Annotated in this window: 25 protein-coding genes, 1 tRNA gene and 1 other RNA gene; 11 read left to right on the forward strand and 16 right to left on the reverse strand. The window is 40.7% G+C overall.

Translation table 11 applies throughout. From position 1 onward, the window contains the following. The 3 genes from pstC to G5B43_RS01045 are packed head-to-tail and all read left to right on the forward strand — an operon-like array spanning nucleotide 1 to nucleotide 2506. Nucleotides 1-888 (forward strand): phosphate ABC transporter permease subunit PstC, encoded by an 888-nt coding sequence (pstC, locus tag G5B43_RS01035; RefSeq protein ID WP_317167456.1) that lies wholly within the window; start codon nucleotides 1-3, stop codon nucleotides 886-888. Beyond that, on the forward strand, nucleotides 888-1742 hold the full coding sequence (locus G5B43_RS01040; protein ID WP_165292864.1) for a PstA family ABC transporter permease: 855 nt from the start codon (nucleotides 888-890) through the stop codon (nucleotides 1740-1742). Before pstC ends, G5B43_RS01040 begins: the two co-directional genes overlap by 1 nt. Further along, nucleotides 1697-2506, forward strand: coding sequence for a phosphate ABC transporter ATP-binding protein (locus G5B43_RS01045; protein ID WP_165292865.1), 810 nt, complete (start codon nucleotides 1697-1699; stop codon nucleotides 2504-2506). Before G5B43_RS01040 ends, G5B43_RS01045 begins: the two co-directional genes overlap by 46 nt. A 62-nt stretch (nucleotides 2507-2568) precedes the next feature. On the opposite strand, the gene G5B43_RS01050 is transcribed toward G5B43_RS01045, so the two are convergent. Beyond that, the gene (locus tag G5B43_RS01050; RefSeq protein WP_165292866.1) at nucleotides 2569-2868 is read right to left on the reverse strand and encodes a YgaP-like transmembrane domain; all 300 of its coding nucleotides are present in this window, start codon (nucleotides 2866-2868) and stop codon (nucleotides 2569-2571) included. Nucleotides 2869-2960: 92 nt separating this feature from the next. Here G5B43_RS01050 and G5B43_RS01055 point away from each other — a divergent pair, with 92 nt between their 5' ends. Together G5B43_RS01055 and G5B43_RS19655 are read left to right on the forward strand one after the other, a co-directional pair. Continuing rightward, nucleotides 2961-3812 (forward strand): ATP cone domain-containing protein, encoded by an 852-nt coding sequence (locus tag G5B43_RS01055; protein WP_206367190.1) that lies wholly within the window; start codon nucleotides 2961-2963, stop codon nucleotides 3810-3812. 164 nt (nucleotides 3813-3976) lie between these two features. Then, nucleotides 3977-4159 (forward strand): LPXTG cell wall anchor domain-containing protein, encoded by a 183-nt coding sequence (locus tag G5B43_RS19655; protein ID WP_165292867.1) that lies wholly within the window; start codon nucleotides 3977-3979, stop codon nucleotides 4157-4159. 38 nt (nucleotides 4160-4197) lie between these two features. Here the strand turns inward: G5B43_RS19655 and G5B43_RS01065 are convergent, their stop codons facing one another. The 5 genes from G5B43_RS01065 to argS form a co-directional block, all read right to left on the reverse strand. Then, nucleotides 4198-5583 (reverse strand): sigma-54-dependent transcriptional regulator, encoded by a 1386-nt coding sequence (locus G5B43_RS01065; RefSeq protein WP_165292868.1) that lies wholly within the window; start codon nucleotides 5581-5583, stop codon nucleotides 4198-4200. Between the two features lie 33 nt (nucleotides 5584-5616). Further along, an RNA gene (gene rnpB, locus G5B43_RS01070) (RNase P RNA component class A) lies at nucleotides 5617-6013 on the reverse strand. Nucleotides 6014-6043: 30 nt separating this feature from the next. Further along, entirely contained in the window at nucleotides 6044-7237 is a 1194-nt protein-coding gene (locus G5B43_RS01075) for an NAD(P)/FAD-dependent oxidoreductase (RefSeq protein ID WP_165292869.1), read from the reverse strand. After that, on the reverse strand, nucleotides 7237-8316 hold the full coding sequence (locus G5B43_RS01080; RefSeq protein ID WP_165292870.1) for a Gfo/Idh/MocA family oxidoreductase: 1080 nt from the start codon (nucleotides 8314-8316) through the stop codon (nucleotides 7237-7239). The genes G5B43_RS01075 and G5B43_RS01080 overlap by 1 nt, the downstream gene beginning before the upstream one ends. Nucleotides 8317-8529: 213 nt before the next feature. Further along, a complete protein-coding gene (gene argS, locus G5B43_RS01085) occupies nucleotides 8530-10314 on the reverse strand; it encodes an arginine--tRNA ligase (protein WP_165292871.1) in 1785 nt (594 codons plus the stop codon). Nucleotides 10315-10423: 109 nt separating this feature from the next. Between argS and G5B43_RS01090 the strand changes: the two genes are divergently transcribed. Then, entirely contained in the window at nucleotides 10424-11815 is a 1392-nt protein-coding gene (locus G5B43_RS01090) for an arginine decarboxylase (RefSeq protein ID WP_165292872.1), read from the forward strand. A gap of 55 nt (nucleotides 11816-11870) precedes the next feature. Here G5B43_RS01090 and G5B43_RS01095 read toward each other — a convergent pair whose 3' ends face one another. The 3 genes from G5B43_RS01095 to G5B43_RS01105 all read right to left on the reverse strand — a co-directional run bounded on the left by G5B43_RS01095 (nucleotide 11871) and on the right by G5B43_RS01105 (nucleotide 13229). Then, the gene (locus tag G5B43_RS01095; RefSeq protein ID WP_165292873.1) at nucleotides 11871-12512 is read right to left on the reverse strand and encodes a fibronectin type III domain-containing protein; all 642 of its coding nucleotides are present in this window, start codon (nucleotides 12510-12512) and stop codon (nucleotides 11871-11873) included. A 290-nt stretch (nucleotides 12513-12802) separates the two neighbouring features. After that, the gene (locus tag G5B43_RS01100; RefSeq protein ID WP_165292874.1) at nucleotides 12803-12943 is read right to left on the reverse strand and encodes a hypothetical protein; all 141 of its coding nucleotides are present in this window, start codon (nucleotides 12941-12943) and stop codon (nucleotides 12803-12805) included. A 91-nt stretch (nucleotides 12944-13034) separates the two neighbouring features. Beyond that, nucleotides 13035-13229, reverse strand: coding sequence for a hypothetical protein (locus G5B43_RS01105; RefSeq protein ID WP_105717172.1), 195 nt, complete (start codon nucleotides 13227-13229; stop codon nucleotides 13035-13037). A gap of 288 nt (nucleotides 13230-13517) precedes the next feature. On the opposite strand from G5B43_RS01105, the gene G5B43_RS01110 reads away from it, so the two are divergent. Then, on the forward strand, nucleotides 13518-13703 hold the full coding sequence (locus tag G5B43_RS01110) for a hypothetical protein (protein WP_165292875.1): 186 nt from the start codon (nucleotides 13518-13520) through the stop codon (nucleotides 13701-13703). Between the two features lie 44 nt (nucleotides 13704-13747). Here G5B43_RS01110 and G5B43_RS01115 read toward each other — a convergent pair. Further along, nucleotides 13748-13821: transfer RNA gene (locus G5B43_RS01115), tRNA-Arg, on the reverse strand. Nucleotides 13822-13988: 167 nt separating this feature from the next. Between G5B43_RS01115 and G5B43_RS01120 the strand changes: the two genes are divergently transcribed. Continuing rightward, nucleotides 13989-14813 carry an alpha/beta fold hydrolase gene (locus G5B43_RS01120; RefSeq protein WP_165292876.1) on the forward strand — a complete coding sequence of 275 codons (825 nt, stop codon included), beginning with the start codon at nucleotides 13989-13991 and terminating at the stop codon, nucleotides 14811-14813. Here G5B43_RS01120 and G5B43_RS01125 read toward each other — a convergent pair. Continuing rightward, nucleotides 14797-15585 carry a patatin-like phospholipase family protein gene (locus G5B43_RS01125; protein ID WP_165292877.1) on the reverse strand — a complete coding sequence of 263 codons (789 nt, stop codon included), beginning with the start codon at nucleotides 15583-15585 and terminating at the stop codon, nucleotides 14797-14799. The two genes, G5B43_RS01120 and G5B43_RS01125, sit on opposite strands and share 17 nt — an antisense overlap. 37 nt (nucleotides 15586-15622) lie before the next feature. Then, nucleotides 15623-17077 (reverse strand): aminoacyl-histidine dipeptidase, encoded by a 1455-nt coding sequence (locus G5B43_RS01130; protein WP_165292878.1) that lies wholly within the window; start codon nucleotides 17075-17077, stop codon nucleotides 15623-15625. An 88-nt stretch (nucleotides 17078-17165) separates the two neighbouring features. Here G5B43_RS01130 and G5B43_RS01135 point away from each other — a divergent pair, with 88 nt between their 5' ends. After that, nucleotides 17166-17768, forward strand: a complete 603-nt coding sequence (locus G5B43_RS01135; protein WP_262887146.1) for a sugar O-acetyltransferase — start codon at nucleotides 17166-17168, stop codon at nucleotides 17766-17768. Nucleotides 17769-17785: 17 nt separating this feature from the next. Here G5B43_RS01135 and G5B43_RS01140 read toward each other — a convergent pair whose 3' ends face one another. The 4 genes from G5B43_RS01140 to G5B43_RS01155 are packed head-to-tail and all read right to left on the reverse strand — an operon-like array spanning nucleotide 17786 to nucleotide 21648. Next, nucleotides 17786-18598, reverse strand: coding sequence for an alpha/beta hydrolase (locus G5B43_RS01140; RefSeq protein ID WP_165292879.1), 813 nt, complete (start codon nucleotides 18596-18598; stop codon nucleotides 17786-17788). 59 nt (nucleotides 18599-18657) lie between these two features. Further along, a complete protein-coding gene (locus G5B43_RS01145) occupies nucleotides 18658-20313 on the reverse strand; it encodes an ABC1 kinase family protein (protein ID WP_165292880.1) in 1656 nt (551 codons plus the stop codon). 4 nt (nucleotides 20314-20317) lie between these two features. After that, nucleotides 20318-20980, reverse strand: coding sequence for a hypothetical protein (locus G5B43_RS01150; RefSeq protein WP_165292881.1), 663 nt, complete (start codon nucleotides 20978-20980; stop codon nucleotides 20318-20320). Between the two features lie 59 nt (nucleotides 20981-21039). After that, nucleotides 21040-21648, reverse strand: a complete 609-nt coding sequence (locus G5B43_RS01155) for a WbqC family protein (protein WP_165292882.1) — start codon at nucleotides 21646-21648, stop codon at nucleotides 21040-21042. A gap of 161 nt (nucleotides 21649-21809) precedes the next feature. On the opposite strand from G5B43_RS01155, the gene G5B43_RS01160 reads away from it, so the two are divergent. Next, nucleotides 21810-22676, forward strand: a complete 867-nt coding sequence (locus tag G5B43_RS01160; RefSeq protein ID WP_165292883.1) for a lysophospholipid acyltransferase family protein — start codon at nucleotides 21810-21812, stop codon at nucleotides 22674-22676. Continuing rightward, nucleotides 22673-23704 carry a glycosyltransferase family 2 protein gene (locus G5B43_RS01165; RefSeq protein WP_165292884.1) on the forward strand — a complete coding sequence of 344 codons (1032 nt, stop codon included), beginning with the start codon at nucleotides 22673-22675 and terminating at the stop codon, nucleotides 23702-23704. The genes G5B43_RS01160 and G5B43_RS01165 overlap by 4 nt, the downstream gene beginning before the upstream one ends. The last annotated feature ends 23 nt before the right edge of the window (nucleotides 23705-23727 follow it).

The following is a 23727-nucleotide window of genomic DNA, read 5'->3' on the forward strand; positions in this document are numbered from 1 at the left end:
GTGAACTGGAGATTAATAAAAGACAAGCTTATACAACGTAGTTTTGCCGCCATGTTGGCATTATCCCTTGTTGTTATCATCCTTATACTTACGGGGCTTAGTTTCAAATCTATTCCTTTGCTTCGTGCAGAGAGTTTGGGTGCTATCCTTACGGAAAGTGTGTGGTCTCCTCTCAACGGAAGTTTTGGATTCCTTCCTTTCATCATGGGAACTGTTTGGGTAACGTTTATATCCCTTATCATTGCCGCTCCACTTTGTATTTTGGCTTCTGCCTATTTAGTAGAATACGCCAGCGAAGCGCTGCGTAGAATGGTTTTGCCTTTAGTGAATGTATTAGCTGCAATTCCTCCCGTACTCTACGGTGTTTGGGGAGTATTATTTGTCGTTCCTTTTTTGAGCCAATACGTTGCGCCTATTGTGGGAGCGGAAACTACGGGTTACACGGTATTTGCCGGGGGAATTGTGTTAGCAGTGATGATTTTTCCGATTATGATGAGCATCATGGTAGAAGTACTACAAACGATTCCTTATGAATTGAAAGCCGCTTCACTTTCATTGGGCGCCACAAAATGGGAAACCATTGTCAAAGTTATATTAGTGAAAACCAAGCCGGGATTGATAGCAGCTGTTGTTTTAGGTATTTCTCGTGCCTTTGGCGAGACGATAGCTGTACTGATGGTCTGTGGAAATATTCCGCAGATTCCGAAGTCGTTCTTTGACGCAGGGTATCCCCTGCCGGCATTGATTGCCAATAATTTTGGTGAGATGATGTCGATACCGTTGTACGATTCTGCTTTGATGTTTGCAGCTTTACTGTTATTTGTACTCATTTTCGGATTTAATTTAATATCGCGGTTAATACTCAACAGATTGGAGGCGAAATCATAATGAGTAATATAAAGAAACGACTACTAAAAGAAAAAATTGCCAAGGTGGCTATGCAGCTTTCGGGAATAACGATCACGGGTTCCCTCTTCTTTATTATTGGTACCATTCTTTACCAGGGGCTCCCATATTTATCTTGGGAAATGATTAGTCAAGCTCCAAAAGGTGGTTTTTATATTGGAAAGGAAGGTGGTATCCTGAATGCTATTTTAGGTTCGATGTATTTAGCAACGTTTTCTACTTTGCTTGCCACGCTCATTGGAATTCCTATTTCCATCTTTCTCAACGTTTACGTAAAGAGCGGATCTTTTTTGGAGCGCTCCTGCAAACTGTTGTTTGACGTCCTTTTTGGTATTCCTTCCATTGTATACGGTGCTATTGCTTTCAGCATCATGATTTGGATGGGTATTCGGGCATCCTTATTGGGTGGTATCATTACGATTACCTTATTAACGATTCCTATCGTCGTGCGGACTATAGATGAATTATTAAAAACGATTCCTGTCGATTTGAAGCATGTAACCTTTTCACTGGGAGCGACAAGATGGGAATTGGCGAAAATTCTATTAAAATATATTAAACCGGGTATTTTTACCGCTATTCTATTGGCATTTGGCCGGGCAATCGGAGACGTAGCTGGCGTTTTGTTAACAACGGGTTTTAGCGATAATCTTCCAAAATATGTAGATGAACCTGCGGCCACATTGCCATTGGCTATTTTCTTCCAGTTGAGTAGTCCGATTCCGGAGGTACAAGGACGTGCCTATGCTTCTGCATTAGTTTTGACATTTATTATTTTAATAATCGTTATATGTACACATCTTCTAGCCTCCAAACAGCAGAAACACAAGATTTAGTGAATACTTCTATACCACATATACAAATTAAAGATCTGAATGTTACCATTGAGGGTAAGCGTATTTTAAAGAATATAAACCTGTCAATTCCCAATAATTCGGTAACTTCCATTATCGGACCCTCGGGCGGAGGGAAAACGACGCTGCTCAAGACCTTAAATCGTCTGGTAGACGACGCCAAAGGTGTGAATATTACAGGGTCAGTTTTGGTGAATGGCGAAGATCTTTATGCTAAAGATGCAGAGGTTACCCATATCCGTAAAAAAATGGGATTACTTTCACAAAAACCTTTCCCTTTACCAATGTCCATTTTTGACAACGTAGCGTATGGACCGCGTATACACGGCGAGAAAAACAAAAAAGTATTGACGGAAATAGTGGAAACTCAGCTCCGGAATGTTGGGTTATGGGACGAGGTAAAAGACCGCTTGGAAGGATCGGCGACCAAGCTTTCTATAGGACAGCAACAGCGTCTTTGCTTAGCTCGCGGGCTCGCCGTAAAGCCAGAAATTATTTTGGGAGACGAGTCCACGTCCGCGCTAGACCCTATTTCAACTCAAACGATAGAAAACCTACTGATAGCGCTAAAACAGGATTACACAATAGTACTTGTTACACATATCCTTCGGCAAGCGCGTCGTGTATCTGATTATATCATATTTGTGTATAACGGCGAGATCATTGAATTTGGCAAAACAGATGATGTACTGTTAAATCCACAGCATGAGATCACACAGCAATATGTGAAAGGTTTTATTAGTTGATAAAAAAGACTGAACCATCACAAGGATGGTTCAGCCAGAATTAGTATATAACAAACCTCGATTTATTTCTCGAAATAGCGGCGTTCGATTAGTGTAAGATTCCGTTCCTGTTGTTCTGCATCCTCAATTGCTCCCACAATAGGGCATTTTCCGCTTACACCCCTGGCGACCAATGCACCTCCCAACGTAAGACCGGAAATAGCGGCTAATGGTTTTTTTAGTAATTTTTTGGCGCTATATCCTAAGATAAAACCACCCGCTATGACAGATAGCATACGCTCTGAACTTCCTATCGTGCCATGTTCGCAAGCATCGTCTAGTTTAGTTTTCATTTTGTCTACTGCTTGATCTATAATTCCCATAACCAATTTTTTTAATAGAACAATCTATTTATTCAAAATGTTTTGCTGTTTATATAAAAAATAGTACCTTTTTGGTACCCAAACAGATTACAATGAAAATATATGTAAAAAAACACTCGGGGGAGCTGGTTCCCTTTGAACCTAACAAATTAAGACACTCGCTGACTAAATCAGAAGCTTCGGAAGACGAAGTTGATACGGTTTTCCAACGCATACAACCGCGTCTCTACGATGGTATAACTACACGCGAACTGTATGAACTTGCTTTCGATTTGTTAAAAAATCATCGTGATTCCTATGCAGCCAGGTATTCATTGAAGAAGGCACTTCGGGATTTAGGACCAGAGGGCTTCTACTTTGAGAAATGGATAGGTAAATTGTTTGCTAACGCCGGTTATAAAACTGTTACCGGAAAAACAGTACAAGGCCATGCGGTTACACATGAAATTGATGTTATAGCAACAAAAGGTGATTCTATGTTGGCTATAGAATGTAAATTCCGAAATGACGTGGATGCGAAAATTTCTGTAACTACCCCCATGTATTTTCTGTCAAGAGTAAAAGATATCAAAGGTCTTTCCTTTTCTTTTTTTGAAACGCCTCAACAATTTACAGATGGTTGGCTGGTGACGAATGCCTACCTCACTTCTGACTCCATCAGTTTTGGAGAATATTATAAATTAAATATGTTAGCTTGGGACTACCCTGCCCACAATAGCATTAAAAATCAAGTAGATAATTTAGACTTGTATCCAGTAACCTGTTTAACCAATTTAAATGCTATAGAAACATCGTTGTTACTCAAAAATGGCTGCATACTCGTCCGTGACTTGCTTGAAAATCCTAATTACCTCGAATTTCTGCGAACTGCCAAACATCAAAAAAAACGAATCTTACTCGAAGCGCAAGAATTGATACACAGTCCGGTTCCGGAAGAAATGTAAATCTTCTTTGTTGCAACTACTGTTTGTAAAAAAAGTGAAAAAGAGCTTTATGGTTGTTTAACATTTCTTAACACAAAATACTACATCTTTGTGTTAAAAAAGTTTGTTATTTAACACAGAAAACGTTACATTATATCCATTATGGTTTTTTAAATATTTAAGTTATGAGAAAGGTGGGGTTTATTATTTTATTTAGCTATTTCGCGTTACTTGCAAGAGCAAGCCAACATATAAATACGGAGGGAGAAGAAACATCGCCTACAGCGGCGATTATTGTGGGAGCGATTATACTCTTACTTATTATTGTTGTGCTTTACAGGAGGCAGAAACGAAAATTCAATGAGTAGCAAAAAGCGGTGGAAATTTCCACCGCTTTTTTTCCATCCTATTCCGTACGTTTTAATCCAAATTTTTCGATTTTATGATATAAATGGCTGCGTTGTATTCCGATATCATCGGCGGTTTTTGAAACATTCCAACCATTCTTATCCAATTTAAAATTAATAAATTCCTTTTCCGCGTAATCCTTATAATCCTGAAAAGATTCAAATTTATCAAAATCGAGGGTTTGTCCTGTTTTCAAACCTCCGTTATTCTCCGTAGTTATGTTCGTGTTCGACGGGTTCGCATACAATGCCACTTCTTTTTCCGTAATTCTCTTATCACTAAGGATAATCAATCGTTCAATCATATTCCGCAATTCACGAATATTTCCTGTCCAGGGCAACGCTTGTAATGCTTGCATAGCTCCCTCGGTAATCTCTTTAGTAGGCGTGTTGTATCCACCACATATTTCTTCACAGAAACTTGATGCAATAATAGGAATATCGGTAGCACGTTCTTTAAGAGAAGGTACATGAATTAAGATAACACTCAGCCGATGGTAAAGATCCATACGGAAATTGCCATCTTCTATCTCTTTTAACAAATCTTTATTTGTTGCCGCGATTACACGGACATTCACATCTATCTCTTTTTCACCTCCTACACGTGTTATTTTATTTTCTTGAAGTGCACGTAGTACTTTCGCTTGGGCAGAAAGACTCATATCACCGATCTCATCCAAAAACAATGTTCCACCATTAGCTTGCTCAAACTTTCCGATACGCTGCTTTACTGCCGATGTAAACGAACCCTTTTCATGTCCAAATAATTCAGACTCTATCAGCTCAGATGGGATTGCGGCACAGTTGACCTCTATTAAAGGCGAACCTGCACGAGTAGATTTTTCATGAAGCCAATGCGCTACCAATTCTTTTCCTGAGCCGTTTTCCCCTGTTATTAAGACACGTGCTTCCGTAGGAGCCACACGATCTATCGTTTCTTTTATAAGACTAATCGTTGGGGATTCGCCTAGTATTTCCTTGGTTTTGGAAACTTTTTTCTTTAAAACTTTAGTTTCCTTGACCAACCCTCCTTTTTCAAGGGCATTTCGCACGGTAATTAACAATCTATTTAGATCGAGTGGTTTTTCCAGAAAGTCGAAAGCACCTTTCCGCGCTGCCTCCACAGCGGTCTCGATAGTACCATGGCCGGAAATCATGATAAAAGGCGTATCGCAGATACTTTGTGCCTCCGTCAGAACTTCCATACCGTCCATTTTGTTCATCTTGATATCACATAGAACGAGGTCTATTTTTTCCTTTTTTAAGAGATCCAAGCCATCAAATCCATTATCGACATCCAGAACTTTGTAATCTTCATATTCCAAAATATCGCGGAGCGAGCTCCTTATTGGTCGTTCGTCGTCGATGATTAAGATTGTCGTCATATTTATTTATCCTATTAACTTATTAACTCTTAAAAAGAAGCAAACCTTGTAAGCCGGGTTCTGTATCCTCAACGTCTAAACGAGCGGATTTCTATCATTTATCTAGGCTTGCATTCACACGCAAGCTCGATCAACCTACCCATTACGAATCCCGATAAATCGGAAAAAGACGAGCAACCTCTGAATTTCGTAACCTATTTGGTCTTTCAACACACGAGGTTTACCGTAATGCATGTCACCATGCAAGACTGTGAGCTCTTACCTCACATTTTCACCCTTACCCCGACGTGTCGGAGCGGTATATTTTCTGTGGCACTTTCTGTCTCTTATTTACACAAGAGCCTTCCCGTTAGGAAGCGTGTTGCTCTATGTTGCCCGGACTTTCCTCTCTCCCATCCGTAGATGCGACAGCGATAGAACCAGTTTGCTTCGGTGCAAAGTTAAGAAAATACCGATTGCCCTACAAATCTTGCGCAATCAAATAGCCTGAAGCCCAAGCCCATTGAAAGTTATAGCCTCCGAGCCAACCCGTAATATCTACAGCTTCGCCGCCAAAATAAAGCCCCTGATGCTTCTTGGCTTCCAGCGTGCGAGGATTGAGCTCGTCGGTCGAGATCCCTCCCCGCATTACCTCCGCTTTATCATATCCCTTGTCACCGGCAGGTTTGACCGTAAACTTATGTATCGTATCGCATACACGCTTTGCGTTTGTCTTACTGATTGATGCAATCTTAAGCTCGATTGGAAGATATGTCCCCAACGCTTCCACCATTCTCTTTGTAAAATAATCGTTCAGCATTTGCCCTACTGTACGCTTCCCTCCGGCAGCTCGTTCACTTTTGATCAGTTCATCGAGACGGAATTTTGGGAGAAGATCTATCGTGAAGGTTTCACCGGCGCGCCAATAAGATGATATCTGCAATATAGCCGGGCCGCTCAATCCCCAATGGGTAAAAAGTATGTTCTCTTCAAAACTGATTCTGTTGTTGTAAACACGGGCAAAGACGCTGTTCCCAGCTAAAGACGCATACCATGGTGCGTCCTTTCCTGTTATCGTCAGCGGAACAAGTGCTGGTGCAGTGTCGACGATGGATAAACCAAATTGACGAGCCGATCTCACGGCAAAATCCGAAGCGCCCAGTTTGGTCACCGGTAAACCTCCCGAAGCAAAAACTACTTTCCTACAAAAGAGCTGTTGATCGTTTCCCTGTCGTACCAAGGACACTAGATACCCTTCTTCTCGTTTCTCGACAGATTTAACGTCGGTTTGCAACCAAATGTCTTGCCCGGTATCATACATCAATTTCGTGAATACAGCGACAATATCTTTTGCTTTATTCGACTTTGGAAAAAGTTGACCGAGTGTTTTTTCCTGTCCTTGAATTTTACCGAAATTCTCAAAAAAAGAAATCGTATCCTCCACCGTCCATTGCGAAAAAGCAGTGTGCAAAAAGTGTGGGTTTTCCGTAATGAAATTTTCCGGTGCGGTATATAAATTGGTGAAATTACAGCGTCCGCCTCCTGAGATTAGTATTTTAGCGCCAGGCTTGTCGTTTCTTTCTAAAACTAGTGTACGTTTTCCTAACAATCCTGCTTGCGCAGCACACATCAGTCCACATGCTCCTCCACCGATTATAATTGCGTCATAATCCATTAATATGCTATCAATTGATCTTTGAGGCAAATAACCCGTTGTTCCTTCCAGGATTGTTCAGCTGCTTCTAGAGTACGGATAACATCACGCGCCTGTTTCGGTGTAATAATTAACTCACTTTTATTATGTAATACCTCTACCAAATTTTGATAAAAATCCTGACCTGTTCCGATTTCACTAGGAATGGTTTCCCTTATATCCTGCCTGTTTTCCAATATATTCAACACCCCATAATTATACGTAGGTTCTTTCCCCCAGTTCGGGTCTTCGTGCGGTAATGCACCGTTGCGTAATAAAGCTTCCTGAGGGTCTATGCCTGGTTTTACGAAGGAACCTTTCAGGCCATATAATGCAAACCGAGGAGTTGGTTCTTTTGCTAGCATCTGCCCAAATAGGGACACTTTGCGCGTTGGATAACTTAATATAAATTCAAAATCATCAACCGCCTTGGCGTGTTCACGCTGCTTTCGCAGATCGGCAAACACGGCATCGGGTTTGCCGAAAAGTTGCAGTGCTTGGTCTATTAGATGCGCACCCAAATCATAATGGATACCAGAACCCGGCAAATCTTGTTCCCGCCATGCACCCTCTCGCAGAAAGTTTCTAAAACGGTCAAAACGTGCTTGATAATTGACCACCGATCCTAACCTTTTGCTTTCGACAATCTTTTTAACCGTCTTAAAATCAGAATGAAATCTGGCATTATGGTGAACAGTTAGTATCCGTCCTTTCTGTTTCGCCAACGCAATCAATTCATCCGCCTCTGCGGTTGTGTTGGTGAATGGTTTTTCCACGACTACATGTTTCTCCGCTTCCAGCGCTCCTTTAGCTAATGAATAATGTACGTCGTTAGAAGTCGCGATTACGACGATATCCACTAGGGGATCATTGATGATTTCATCCACAGTCTGTACCGCAATAGCCGACGGGTATTTATTCGATAAAACTTGCTGCTGTTCAGGTTTTCTAGCCGTTACTTTATAGAGTTGAAGAGACGGGTTTCCTACAATAAACGGCGCATGGAATACCTGTCCACCTATTGAAAAGCCTATTAATCCAATTTTGTATTTTTTTTGCATAAGTTTTTTCTTTTCTTAATGAGTATTAATCTGCGAAATCACTATGCGATAAAAAACGCTTTAGTTACGCATTTGCATTATCCCTAATTAACCCCAAATGCCGCCTTGGAAACTTTGCATCTGTACAAACTTGCCTTTGCACCTCACCCTTACGCAAAGATTCCCAGCGGCGAGCTTTTTGTTTCTTTTTCGCGGAGAAAAAGAAAAGAAAACCTACATCCTCTCCGGTACCTCAATCCCCAATAGCCGCATACTTTTCGAAATCATCCGCGCAGCTATCGCCGATAGGTGTAAACGGAAATTTTTGACCGTATCATCCTCGGCCTTTATAATGCTTTCTTCATGGTAGAACTTATTATAAAGCTTAGCGAGCTCATAAGCATAATTGGCCAACTGGGCCGGTGAAAATTCTTTCGCCGAAGCTTCCAATACCTCCGGAAATTTGCTTAAAGCTTGTATTAAATCTTGTTCATAAACAGAGAGATCCGCAGGATATCCTAACGCTAGTGACTTATCATAAGATGCTTTGCGTAAGACTGATTTGATACGTGCATGTGTGTATTGAATAAACGGTCCGGTATGCCCTTGAAAATCGACCGATTCATTGGGGTCAAACAAGAGTCGTTTTTTGGGATCCACTTTCAGTAAGAAATATTTTAGCGCGCCCATCCCAACGGTACAGTACAATGACGCTTTTTCATCCTCTTCCAATCCTTCGGTTTTTCCCAATTCTTCCGTGCGCGTTTTGGCCGTTTCCAACATTTCCGCCATTAAATCGTCAGCATCGACTACTGTGCCTTCTCTGGATTTCATCTTGCCCGACGGCAGATCGACCATACCATACGATAAATGGAATAGCCCTTCTGCCCACGGTTTTCCCAATTTCTTTAGAATCAAGAACAATACCTTAAAATGATAATCCTGCTCATTGCCCACCACGTAAATAGACTCGTCCATCTCAAACTCGTCGTATTTCAGTTGGGCTGTACCTAAATCCTGCGTAATGTATACCGATGTACCATCACCTCGTAGCACCAGTTTCTCATCTAGTCCTTCATTCGTTAAATCAATCCACACTGAATTGTCCGCTTTTCGAAAGAAGACGCCGCTGTCCAGTCCTTCCTGAATGATATCCTTTCCTAGCAGATACGTGTTCGATTCATAATAAAACTTGTCAAAATCTACGCCCAGCCGCTTATACGTTTTCTCAAACCCGTCGTACACCCATCCGTTCATGGTTTTCCATAACTCGATAACCTCTTCCTCACCAGCTTCCCACTTTTGGAGCATCGCTTGCGCTTCTTTTATCAAGGGTGCGTTTTTCTTTGCTGCCTCCTCGGTCTGTCCCTGCGCTTTCAGTGTGTCGATTTCCTTTTTATACTCTTTATCGAAGACAACATAGTATTTACCTACCAAGTGATCACCTTTTATTCCCGACGAGGCCGGTGTTTCTCCATTTCCGTATTTCTGCCAGGCAAGCATCGACTTACAGATGTGGATACCACGGTCGTTGACAAGATTAGCTTTCACGACATCATAACCATAAGCCTTTAAAATCTCAGAGACGGAGTATCCTAATAAGTTGTTTCGAATATGCCCTAAGTGAAGCGGTTTATTGGTATTCGGCGAACTATATTCCACCATCAACTTCTTTCCATTCGGCGGGAATACACCAAAAGACGTGTCTATCAACTTCGTGTTAACCAATTCTACCCAATACTGATCGGTAAAGCTGATATTCAGGAAGCCTTTGATTACATTAAAGGCGGAGATAGCCGGCACAGTACGTTGAAGGAATCTTCCAATATCGTTCCCGGTTTGTTCCGGAGATTTTTTGGAGAAACGTGTCACAGGAAAAACGACTACGGTGATATGCCCTTCAAACTCTTTTCTGGTTTCCTGCAAAGTCACCTGTGATTCAGGAATATCCGTACTATAAAGTTCCTTCACAGCGCGAATTGTCTGTGTAATTAATGTCTGTTGAATAGAATTAACCATGTAATTATTTCGTAATTTTTATAACTTTCTGATAATGAATTAGAAAAACATAAGCTCATATAGTAAGGTATTCATCATGAAAGTATATCTTTGCCAAAAATAATAAAAAATGCAAAGCTATCAGGAATTTCTTGACTTAAGTGTTGGTTTTCCGCAAGACGGATTCGAGGTTATCGACGACGAATTGTATTTCCACGATCTGAATTTGATGGAGATGATAGAGACGTATGGCACACCACTGCGTTTTACCTACTTACCTATCGTCAGCAAAAAAATTCAGCAAGCAAAAATTTTGTTCCAAACCGCCATTTTGAAAAATGATTACAGAGGAACATATAAATACTGCTATTGTACTAAATCTTCACATTTCAAACATATCGTTGAAGAAGCGCTGAAAAATGACATCCATTTAGAGACGTCATCCGCTTTTGATATGCCGATGATCGACGCTTTAGAGCGAGCAGGAACGGTAACAAAAGATATTACCGTAATTTGTAACGGCTTCAAAACGTATCAATATAAGCAATACATCATTGATATGATCCACGACGGGTTTAAAAATATTATTCCCGTACTAGATAATAAAGAAGAATTTAATCTGTATGACGACGAGATTGAGCTGGACGAGCCTTGTGCATTGGGCATCCGTATCGCATCGGAAGAACAGCCGGATTCGCAGTTCTATACTTCACGTTTAGGTATTCGCTCAGAAGATGTTATTGATTTTTATAACAATAAAATAGTCGACAATCCGAATTTCAAGGTCAAGTTATTACATTTCTTTATCAACTCGGGTATTTCCGATACACCATACTATTGGAACGAGCTGGAGAAATATGTTACGCTCTACTGTAAATTTAAAAAGGTAAATCCTGATTTAGATACCTTAGATATCGGTGGCGGTATGCCGTTTAAGGATTCGTTGGTGCATGATTTCGATTACGAGTATATGGTGAACGAGATCATCAATCGTATCAAACAGATCTGTGCACACCATGAGGTAATGGAACCAGATATTATTACCGAATTTGGCAAGTACACCGTGGCGGAGGCTTCCGGTATCTTGTATAAGGTATTAGGTCGCAAGCAACAAAACGATCGCGAAAAATGGTTCATGATCGATGGTTCTTTTATCACGAATCTGCCCGATGTGTGGGCACTGAACCAAAAATATATCCTCTTGCCGATAAACAACTGGGATTCCGAGTATGAACGTGTTACGCTGGGGGGTATTACCTGCGATGGGCAGGATTACTACAATCAGGAAGCACATATGGACTCTATTTTTATGCCGAAAACCCGTAAGGTACAGTATGTCGGGTTCTTCCATACAGGTGCGTACCAAGATGTATTAAGTGGTTATGGGGGTATCCATCATTGCCTGCTCCCGTCCCCGAAACATGTGTTGATTCGCAGAAACCGGGACGAAACGTTCAATTTCGAAGTGTTTGGTGAAGAGCAGAATTCTAAACAGGTAATGAAATTGCTAGGATATCAGTAAAGAATTAAAAAAGCATCGGTCGCCCGATGCTTTTCTTTTTGTGTCGTCCTCCTATTTATCGAACGATGTGTTTAATTGCTGGCGTCCACTCGCTTACGCCATTGGCGTTTACCGCACGCACTCGAATGTGCAGGACTGTTCTCGGAACTAATCCATCAATGATGTTTTTTCTGGTCGTCCGGGTATGGACAATATTACCCCATTCTGGTACACCATCCAAATCATCTGTCACAGCATAACAATATTCATAAGCTACATTATTGCCATCCACTTTTTGAAAATCCACATTCACCGAAACGCTGAGGTGGCCATCTCCACCTTTTATCCACGAAGGCGAATATGGAACTTGTCCTTTAACCACCGGCGAGGTAATTCGGAATCCGGATGCATAAAGCGTCGGTAAATGGCCATCCGCTACAGTGTTGACATAGAAGGCCAGTTTTTGCAAGGTATAGGCTAACGCGGCCTTTGCTTCATTTTTTAAACTGATATCCTGTAAACCCCGCGTTTTGCTTGAGACCGCCAGTCTCGATTCGTAGGTATCCTTAGCTGCCTGTAACACTTCCAAGGAAGGCAACGGACCCGGAAAGGTTTCTTCATTGACTATCATTGCCTCCAGAACAGCTCCAGCTCTTCTTAAAATTTCAGTGTCGCCCGTCCCTTTGGGCGTTTCACCTAATGCTCTTGTGTATTTCATTCCTACTTATTTTAAATTTGATAATATTAATTTTTTCTACTAATGTTTCCCTTGGCTCCATCTTGTGCCATTGTCTCATTCCTACGGTGGTTTCAGTATCCTCATTTTTATTTTTATTACATCCTACAATTTGTTATTTACAGCACATCCGCGGCTGTATGGTTCAAATGTAAAAAGCAAAAAAAAAGGCCTGTCCGATTTGTCCGTTTATGACCCATTTGGTCACATTTGTCCGGATTTGACCGTATTTGGCATATATCGGCCGATTTGCGTGCTTTTGGTCTATTTGTTTATTCTTTCGTATTGATAACCGCGTCATTCGTGTTGAAGAAAGGACTATTCATCTTGACGAATGTGTCGTTCGTGTTGAGAAAAGGACTATTCATGCTGACGAATGCGCCATTCGTGTTGAACAATGGAGAGTTAGTCATTGCGAAAAAAACCGCGACAACTATCTGTTATCGCGGTTGCGGTCTTTCTCTGCACCGGCCAGCCTAGGGTCGGTTTTTTGTGGCTTTTAAGCTATTTCATGAAACGAATCATGTCCGCTACCGGCATCCCCGTATATTCTGAGGCTTGATAGATTGTTACATATTGTCGCTTTTCCAGTCCGAATAAATCACGGATTTTGTTGAGCAGTCTTCGGCAATTGCGTTCGCTTTGCCCGGTCATGCGTTGTAAATCCGAAACATAAACAGCTAATCTCGAAGGCTTCATGAATCAAATTCACCTTTATAACAAAACGAATATCTCGAAAAATGATTGTTAGACAACAAAAAAAAGAAGAATTTAACAATAATTAAGATTGGGCCACTAGGGGAACGAAAACAGTTTCAGACCTATTTGTCATAATTCGAATTTCTATTTCGCGAAACCAGAAACTGAAGAGAACGTTAAAAAATTTTTAAATAATTAACGGATCGGTAAAGCAATATTTAGATGATATATTATAGCGTGTTAAAACCTTTCGGACACAACTATTGTTCAATATCAAAAAGCATAATCATGAACGTAAAACGAATATTTGGAACGATACTAACTATTTTAGGTATCATCGGGTTAATATACACTGGCTACGAATTGATTAACCAGAACACGGATTATATATCGCTTTCTGTAATCGGTGTTATTGCGTTAATCTTCTTTTTCTCGGGAATAGGTCTCGTGAAAAACACAAAAGACGCTGCATGAAATCAATTTCTTTAAATAAATCAAAATAAAAGGAAGTAAAAAAGTGCGCTTGAAGGGAGTCGAACCCCTAACCTCCTGATCCGTAGTCAGGTGCTCTATCCAATTAAGCTACAAGCGCAGACTTTTTATATCGATAACAACATTTGATTGTTGCTTTTGGTGACGCAAATATCGTCACTTTTTCCTTTTTTCCAAATTATTTTCAAAAAAAAGACTGCCAAAATATCGCTATGGTATATATATTGCTGATTAAAAAATAATTACATTGCATAAAAATTCAACAACATGACCGAACGCTTAATAAGAAGCAACAAAATACGAATTGGCGACATCAGCATCTCCTATTACATTAAAAAATCAAGAACAACCACATCCAAAACCATTATTTTTTTGCATGGCTTTCCATTTAACAAAAACATGTGGCGTGATCAATTGGAGGCGTTACCGGAAGATGTCACTGCAATTGCATTAGACATTCGGGGACATGGTTTGACTACTAGTGGACATGGTTTTTTTTCCATCGATGTTTTTGCGAAAGATATCGGCGTCTTTATGGAAAAGTTGGATATCGAGCAGGCAGTGCTCTGTGGGATCTCTATGGGCGGATATATAGCCCTTCGCGCTTATCAACTATTTCCAGAGAAAATTTCCGGTCTTATTTTAGTAGATACACATAGTAAGGCTGATACAAACGCCGGAAAACAAAAAAGATTTGACAGCATACAAGCCATCCTGAACTATGGACGTAGACCGTTTTCTATTGGTTTTGTAGAAAACGTATTTTCGCCACATAGTATCTTAGAAAGACCGGAGGCGGTGGAATACATCAAAAGTGCCATCCGGCGAAGTAGTGTACGAAGCATCTGCTCGACATTATTGGCGCTGGCAGCTAGGACAGATACGAGCGATACACTAAAAGATATCAGCGTTCCTACACTTTTGATTCGCGGTAGCGACGACCGGATTACGTCCTTACAAGATATGAAAGATTTAGAAGAAGCTATTCCAAATGCGCGGTTTATAGAAATAACGGGGTGCGGACATTTACCAAATTTAGAGGTACCTGAAGAATTTAATTATGCCATAAAGGAATTTATGATTGGGATTTAATCACCGCGCGTGCCAATTCGTAACCTACTTCGATCAATTCTGCTGAACGGTGAAATTCCCATATCTCAGCAGCATTGTGCGGTACGCATATCGTATAATCAGGTTTATGGAGCTCCAACATCAATGCACTTAATCTACGCCGCATTGCATAATATGATTCGATTAACAGCGTCTTTGTCGTAAAATGTGGTGGCGTAGCTGACCTATCTTTAATCGGCACGCCATCCAAATTAACCGCGACAATCAGATTTCTTTTTCTAGATACGTGATTAAGAGGCAATGGATTTAAAACTCCACCGTCTACTAGAAAACGATTTTCCATAGATACGCCTGTAAAAATACCAGGAATAGCGATGGAAGCACGGATAGCTGTGTAGATACTCCCCTCTCGGAATATGACTTCTTGTTCGTTTTCTAAATCGGTGGCAACTGCGGTATAGGTGAGGACTAAATCCTCAATGTTAATGTCATCGAATATTTCATGTAACGTGTTTAAAACCCGCTCGCCCTTCAACAAACCATAGCGCGGGTTGGAGAAATCCATTAACTTAAACACCTGTGCACGGGTTAGGGTTTTCATCCAATCAGCTAACTCCTGTAAACGGCTGGTAGCATAAGCACCACCTACAAGCGCTCCTATGGAGCAACCGACAATTTCGTCAATTTCGTAGCCTTGCTCCTCCAGCCATTGGATGACACCAATATGCGTAATGCCCCTGGCGCCACCCCCACCAAGTACAAGAGAGACTTTTTTTCGCTTTTTTAAAATCATCCTTTACGCATTAATATTACCTCACCCTTAATTACAATTATTTTGTTGGGATCTGTTTTAAGATTTCTAATAAAAATCTCCAGAATTTCTGTACGGACGATATCGAAACACGCTCTTGTGGAGAATGCGCACCTAAAATAGTTGGGCCAAAAGAGATCATATCCATCTCAGGATAGTGACTGCCCAATATACCACATTCCAATCCCGCGTGACAAGCTACAACATGGGGTTCTTCTTCAAACATGTTGGTATAGGTTGATTTGAGCACGTCCAGAATTTCAGAATTCGGATTAGGCGTCCAACCCGGGTAATCCCCTGAAAAGCTAACTTCCGCATCCATCATCTCAAAGCAACACTTTAGTGCATTTGCCAGATCAACTTTGGACGATTCTACCGATGAACGTGTCAAACATTTAACTGTTATCTTCCCTCCTCCTACTTTCACACGTGCAATATTGTTCGATGTTTCAACCAAATTATCGAAGGCAGTACTCATGCGGTAGACCCCGTTTGGTGCGGCATAAAGCGTTTGAATCAACTTTGTCTGTACGGCTATCGGTAACACGTCTGTTGATGGTTTTTCACATCTCTCCAATGTGATTTCGAGCGCTTCGTCAACCGTCGCAAATTCCTGCTTTATAGCTGCGCTCTCTTGTTCCACTACCGATAATAGCAACTCCTCGGTGGTTTCATCAGCTGCAAAAATAGCAACACTTTCTCTCGGAATCGCATTTCGTAGTCCGCCTCCGTCAATATTAGCCAACCGAATATCCAATGGTAATAAGGTATACAATAGACGATTGAGTATTTTATTGGCGTTGCCTAAGCCTTTATGGATCTCCATCCCCGAATGCCCCCCGTGCAACCCTTTCACCGTTAATGTATAGTAGGTGGCGTCGTCCGAAACGGATTCAGGTATATAGGTACGACGAGCCGTAACATCTACCCCTCCTGCACAGCCGACGTCAATTTCAGTATCTTCTTCGGTATCAAGATTCAACAGAATCTCACCTTTCAGCAGATCACTCTGTAAACCTTTTGCACCCGTCATCCCCGTTTCTTCGTCTATCGTAAACAGGGCTTCTATAGCAGGGTGCGAAATAGAGTCCGATGCTAAAACGGCCATGATTGCCGCTACACCTATTCCATTATCTGCCCCTAGTGTGGTATCATGTGCTTTTACCCATCCGTCCTCTATGAACATGGAGATTCCCTGCGCGTCAAAATCAAAATCCGTATCGTTGTTCTTCTGGTGAACCATGTCCAAATGGGATTGTAAAACAACCGTCTTGCGGTTTTCCATTCCCGCAGTAGCCATTTTGCGGATAATAACATTACCCCCTTTATCCTGTATCGTTTCCAATCCTAGACGATCACCGAAATCCAACATAAACTGAATAACCTGCTCTTCGTTCTTTGATGCACGAGGAACGGCATTTAACGCTTCAAAATATTGCCATACCGATTTCGGTTCTATTTGCCCTAATATCATGTTTGTTATTTTCTTGTTTCTTTCAAACTTAGATAAATTTGGATGGTTTTTCTAATTAAAGTTGTCTTTTTCTGTGAACCGATTACCGTTGAAAAAAAGCTATCTTCGTATTACAATGGAAAAAACAGAAAAAGAAAAAATGATTGCGGGTGAGTTATACCAAGCAATGGAAAAAGAGCTGATGAATGAGCGTCAACATGCCAAAGAGCAACTCTTTCAGTATAACAATCTTGAACCATCCAAAATAAAGGCGCGGAATCAGATTCTAAAAAAACTATTTGGCAGGACTACCAGTCGCTTTTTTATTGAACCTCCGTTCCGTTGTGATTATGGCTACAATATTTTTCTAGGCGCTAATTTCTATGCGAATTACAATTTAATCATTTTAGATTGTGCTCCCGTTACAATTGGCGACAATGTCATGATAGGGCCGAATGTGTCACTTTTCACTGCCGGACATCCGGTGCATCCCGAGCCTCGTGTAGCGGGTTGGGAATTTGCAAAACCGATCACCATCGGTGACAATACTTGGATCGGTGGCCATACAGTTATAAATCCCGGGGTAACGATCGGGAAAAATACCGTGATTGGTTCAGGGTCTGTCGTTACTAAAGACATCCCCGAAAATGTTGTTGCCGCTGGGAATCCGTGTCGAGTGCTTCGTGAAATTACGAATGAAGATAAAAAGTAGGGCGCATCACACGCCCTCTACTCTTTTTCTTTTACCAGACGGTTGATTTCTTTCACCAAAACAGGTAATCCGGGATATACCATACCGTGATCATAGCCTTGAAACTCTACAAGCTTATGATTTTCATGTCCTATGACGGATAGCATACGTTTAAGGTAGGCATTCTCTTCATAACGCCCCAGCAGTTCCAATTCACGATCCCCTGTCAATAATACTATTGGTGGGGCATCTTTTCTAATCCAAAATAAAGGAGCAAACTCGTCTATTGTCGGTTGTTTTTCATCAATTTTCTGTTCCTTTCGCGCTGTAAAGTGTGTGATAGTCTGTGCACTGAAGGGGATGATGCCGGCTAATTTATCTGCATCCACTCCCTCCGCTTCTAAATAAGTTTTATTTAGCGTGATCATCAATGCCAGGTATCCTCCTGCCGAATGTCCGGAAATGAAAACATTGTCTACGTTGCCCCTATATTTACGTGCGTTTTTCATAACAAAAGATGTCGCTTTTGCCGCATCTTGTATGATATCTTCTACTTTCACGTTTGGGGAAAACCGATATCCTACACCCACGACCACGAGTCCCTTTTCTTTTAAAAAATCGGGGATTTCCTTTTCTCCCCCTGTTAAACCTCCGCCATGAAGCCAGACTACAACGGGTTTACTTTCTCCCGAAGTGGGATAATGTATATCGAGTTTGCATTGCTCCTTCGCATAAGCCGATGCCGTTTCATCGACGTAGCTAATATCTTCAATCGTTTCATAACGAACATCCTGCGCATAACTAATTTGGCCAATCCCTAACCATATAAAAAATAAAATGATGTGTCTCATAGTGTATGTATTAAATGATGAAGTTAAGAAAACTTGGGTAAATGAACGAAAAAACAAGGCTATTTACTACGTAACAGGTACATGATTAATATCGTAGATAATACAAAGCTGACGATGAAACCAAGCCATGAAAGAATAGGCATTCCCCATAGTAGATATCCTACTCTACCATGCGCTAAAATACTAGCTCCTATGCCGAATGTCATAGCCAATAAGGAAAGCAAGAACTTATTTCCTATGCGATGGAGGATCAATTGCATGCGGTCAAAATCTTGAACCTTATGGTTTAATGTTAGCTTATCCGACTTGGTTTTTTCTAACAAAGTAATCAAGTCTTGTGGTACTTCGGTTAAGACCTCCTTTACAAATTTGCTTTTTTCCAAAAGCTGTTTCTTCAAATAATCGGCTGAGGTCTTCTCTTTTGCTATTTTCGTTGCAAAGGGTTTGATACTTTCAGGAATATTCAATTGTGCATCGAGTTCCCTTCCGGTGCCTTCCATTAGGGAAACACCACGCAATAATATATAAACAAAATCCGGAAGTAAAATGCTGTTATATTGGAGTATCTTATTTAACTTTCTAAACATAACAGCGATATCAATATCGTCCAATGCATTTTCTTCGATCATCTGAAAGATTTCGTAGGCATCCCGTTCGAGCTGTCTTTCATCTTCTATATGGTGTATTACCGCCAACTTTTTAACATTACGAATAAGATCCTTCGCATCGTTCATTAAAAAATTAATAACCATCGCCTCGATTATATCCCGGTCATGTGGTATCATGAATCCCATCGATCCAAAATCTATAAATACCACCTGTCCTCTTTTATTAACAAATACATTGCCGGGGTGCGGATCAGCGTGAAAAAAACCATGCTGAAGGACTTGTTCTAGATATAGGTCCAGACAGTTCTGGAGAATCGTTTTTGCCGGAATACCGAAAGCGCGGAGCCCATTTAGATCATTTATTTTAACTCCCTCCACATACTCCATACATAATATTCCGTCGTCGGAATACGCTCGGTACGTTTTAGGTACGTAAATATTGCCATTTTCTCTAAAATTCCGGCGAAAGCGCTCGATATTATTCAGTTCATTTGTAAAGGACAATTCGTTGAGTAAGGAGTTGGCAAATGATTGGACGACTTCATAAAGATTGATTCTCTGAATAACTTCGTATTTGTCGCGTAGAAGCTTTACCAAGTCCCGAATGAAATCTAGATCCGCATGAACGATGTCGCTTATTCCTTCCCTTTTTACTTTTAAAACCACTACCGTTCCGTCTTTTAACACCGCACGATACACTTGTGCAATAGACGCAGCAGCTATGGGGACTTCATCGATATGGCTAAAATGTTCGTCAACGTCAATGTCAAAGGCCTCAAGAAGTTTTGATTTTATATCGATTACATCCGTAGGTACTTCATCCTGTAGCTTTATCAGCTCCTGTCGTAAATCGCGGGGGACGATATCTGCCCTATTGCTGAGAAGTTGTCCTAGTTTGATAAATGTAGGGCCTAATTCTTCGATAGCAGCGCGCACACGGACATTAAAATCATCTTCAAAAATCCGGCGGGTATGCATATTCCATAATAGAAAGCTATCCGGAATAATTCGGTCGATGTTAGAACGCGATATCACCTCCTCTAAACCGTGCTTAGACAGGACGCGAAGAATATGCCCTATCCGCTTAAACTTATAGATGCCATACATACTGTTAATCTTTATATGTCTCTATGCCAATTACACCCGTAACTTTTTCACTTAAACTCGTGATATCAGATTTCAATCCAACCATAATCGTCAAGAACTGTATAGGATTTCCCTCCATTTTTCTGAAATTATACATATAGCCTATTTCTCCACCAATGAAAAACCCAGGAAATTTATAATCTGCCCCCATGCCTATTTTGCCCGCTACCGTTAATGAATATTTGTTGGACATCTTCAGCTTTTCGTTTACAACATTTCCTCTCGGTTCTACCACCAATCCCGCCACTGGTCCAATATACCCAAAAGTATTTAGTCGTCTATATTGATGCCTTCTCCCAGCCGCCAGACTAAGCATATAGAAATTCGTTCGTCCATTCTCTATCATATAGTTGTATTTGGGGTCATCTTTTTGCTGATCATAACGAAAGGTCAACATATAAAGCGTAGGGCTAAGAAAATAACGGCTGTCTTTTAAAGCAATATCCAAGCCGGCGCTCCCTGAAAACAACTTCGTTCCCAGTACATTCTTTGATTTTCCCAGTGGAAAGGATAATCCGGTCCCTCCCATGTAGTATATCTTGCGATAGTGCAAGCTATCTGTCTCTGTCTGTGCTGATACCATAAAGCAACCTGCACATAGAAAAAGGAAAACGAACAAAACTCTCATGAAACGGATATATTTGTCATTAAAACAACCAACGTCTCCGAAATGTTTTTGCAGGGAGATTATAAGTAGTTTTTACTTTGAGGTCCTTGATTAAACAGAAGATCTACTACGCTGAGATCGGGCAAAAAACCGTGCTTCTCTTCAAACACTTGATAATAAGGTTTCGGTTGTTCCAAGAGACTGGGCTTCTTAGGATGGATAACCTCTCGATAATCCAACGGTTCCACGGTGGATATATAGGTTTCTGTGAACGTAATAGATCGGTTTATTTTCATGCACTTCAATAACAATTGCAACTGTTCAATATTGAAATCAATGAGAAAATCATGCCGCTGCGCATAAAACCAAGCAAAGTCATCTTCATAATATTCGAAATAGGGAGAGCTCCTATACGCCGTCTGTATGCTAAGCCAATGCAAACGCTGCCAGTTAAAATCGTAGTTAATGCGAATATCTTTCATCGGAATGTGCTCCTTTACTCCATGTAAAATAGGAACAATCAAGTCTAACACGCCATTTGCAGTGGCTATTTTTGTCCGCGTCCTATATGTCTGTTTTACATAGTGTTCACATCGTTCAATTAATAGTGGTTGATTATATTGCTGAATGATATGAAAATAGCTGACAGGAGGTAAATAAAAAGCGGGTAAAAGTAACGATGATTCCATGTATTTTAACTAATTTAGGCAAATTTAAACTTATTTAAGGATATATTTGCACCTTATCCTGGAGAATTGACCGTATTCATGAGACCATCATGATTTATCGCTCCAATAATAGGGCGAATAAATCTGATAGCTTCATCACGTATGAAAGCAAATTTATGCAGATGAAAAAGAAAAGTATAGATGTACTACTATATATGCTCTCGTTATTGCCCTTTTGGGTATTGTATGGCATATCTAATGTGTTGTACTACCTTCTTTTCTATATTGTTCAATATCGTAAACGTGTCGTATTTGATAACCTGCAAAACTCATTTCCCGAAAAATCGGAACAAGAGCGATATCAATTAGCGAAGAAATTCTATCGTTTTTTTCCAGATTTAGTTGTCGAAGCGATTAAGATGCGAACCATGTCAGCAGCGCAGGTGTTAGAAAGTATAGAACTCCTCAACCCGGAAGAAGTATATCGACATTTTGAACAAAATAAGGGTGTAATCGGTGTAACGGCACATTATGGGAACTGGGAGTTGGGTATTTATCGACTTTCTCTTATGACTGATAAGCCACGGCTTGTGATTTACAAACCCCTCAATGATAAAGCTTTCAACGAGGTGTACAATGGATTGCGCAGTCGCTTTGGAGCGACAATGGTTCCCATGAAACAAATCTTGCGTCATATTGTCCGGATGAAAGATATGCCTTATATCAGTATGTTCGTTGCGGATCAGACACCGACTTATCAAGATTCCGATTATTTTATGGAGTTCTTAAATCAAGAAACCTTAGTTTATACCGGTACAGAGCGTATTGCTCGGTTGTCTAAAAGCCCCGTAGTCTATTGCCATATCGGAAGAAAGAAAACACGGGGACGTTACTTTTGTAAATTTACAACTTTGGTTGAAAATCCGGGCGATTATCAAGAACATGAAATTACGCAGATCCATAATCGTTTTACGGAACAAATGATTAGAGAACAGCCGGAATATTGGCTATGGACACATAGACGTTGGAAACGAAAACGCAGAATATGACACATTATCCCAAAGTCGCCGTTGTTATCTTAAACTGGAACGGGAAGTTTTTTCTAGAGAAATTTCTTCCTTATATATATAATAGCACTTATCCCAATATAGAATTTGTCGTTGGCGACAATGGTTCTACAGATGATTCTGTGTCTTTTGTGCAGGATACATATCCTTCTATCAAAATTATCCAAAACGATAAAAACTATGGTTTTGCCGGTGGATACAACGAAATATTGAAGCATGTAGAAGCGGATTATTATGTGCTTTTAAATTCCGATGTGGAAGTCACCCCTAATTGGATAGAACCTGTTATTGAATATTTGGAAACGGAAGCTAATATGGTTGCCGCGCAGCCAAAAATTCTGGCTTATCATGATAAAGGAATATTTGAGCATGCCGGAGCAGCAGGCGGATTTATCGATAAGTTAGGGTATCCATTCTGCCGAGGTAGGATATTCCATCAGGTAGAGCCGGATCAACAACAATACAATGATAATCGGGAAATCTTTTGGGCAACAGGTGCGGCGTTATTCATCCGCGCTGACGTATGGCAGGAATCCGGTGGGTTTGACGACGATTTTTTTGCTCACATGGAAGAGATCGACTTGTGTTGGCGGCTTAAGCGGATGGGCTACCGTATTGGTTATGTTGCTGATTCCACTGTATATCATGTAGGTGGTGGAACGTTGAACACCAGCAATCCTAAAAAGACCTATCTTAACTTCCGAAATAATCTGTTGATGATACAGAAAAATGCCGGTTTTTTTGCTTGCTGGTGGATCATATTTGCGCGTCTGTGGCTGGACTTGTTAGCATTGATCAAGTTTCTGGTCGACGGCAAACCACGTGACGCCTGGGCTATTAGTAGAGCGCATCAGTACGTGTTTCTTAATATCTTCAAGAATGCAAAAAAAAGGAAACGCTATCCTGGAAAAGAAAACCGAACGGGGTTATATAAAAAGTCCATTATTTGGGATTTTTATGTAAATAAACTTCGGAAGTTTTCCCAATTGAAAAGCAGGAATTTTTATTAGTGTTTAATTTTGCGCATACACCT

This window comes from Sphingobacterium sp. SGR-19, assembly GCF_011043555.1.
Classification (GTDB): Bacteria; Bacteroidota; Bacteroidia; order Sphingobacteriales; family Sphingobacteriaceae; genus Sphingobacterium.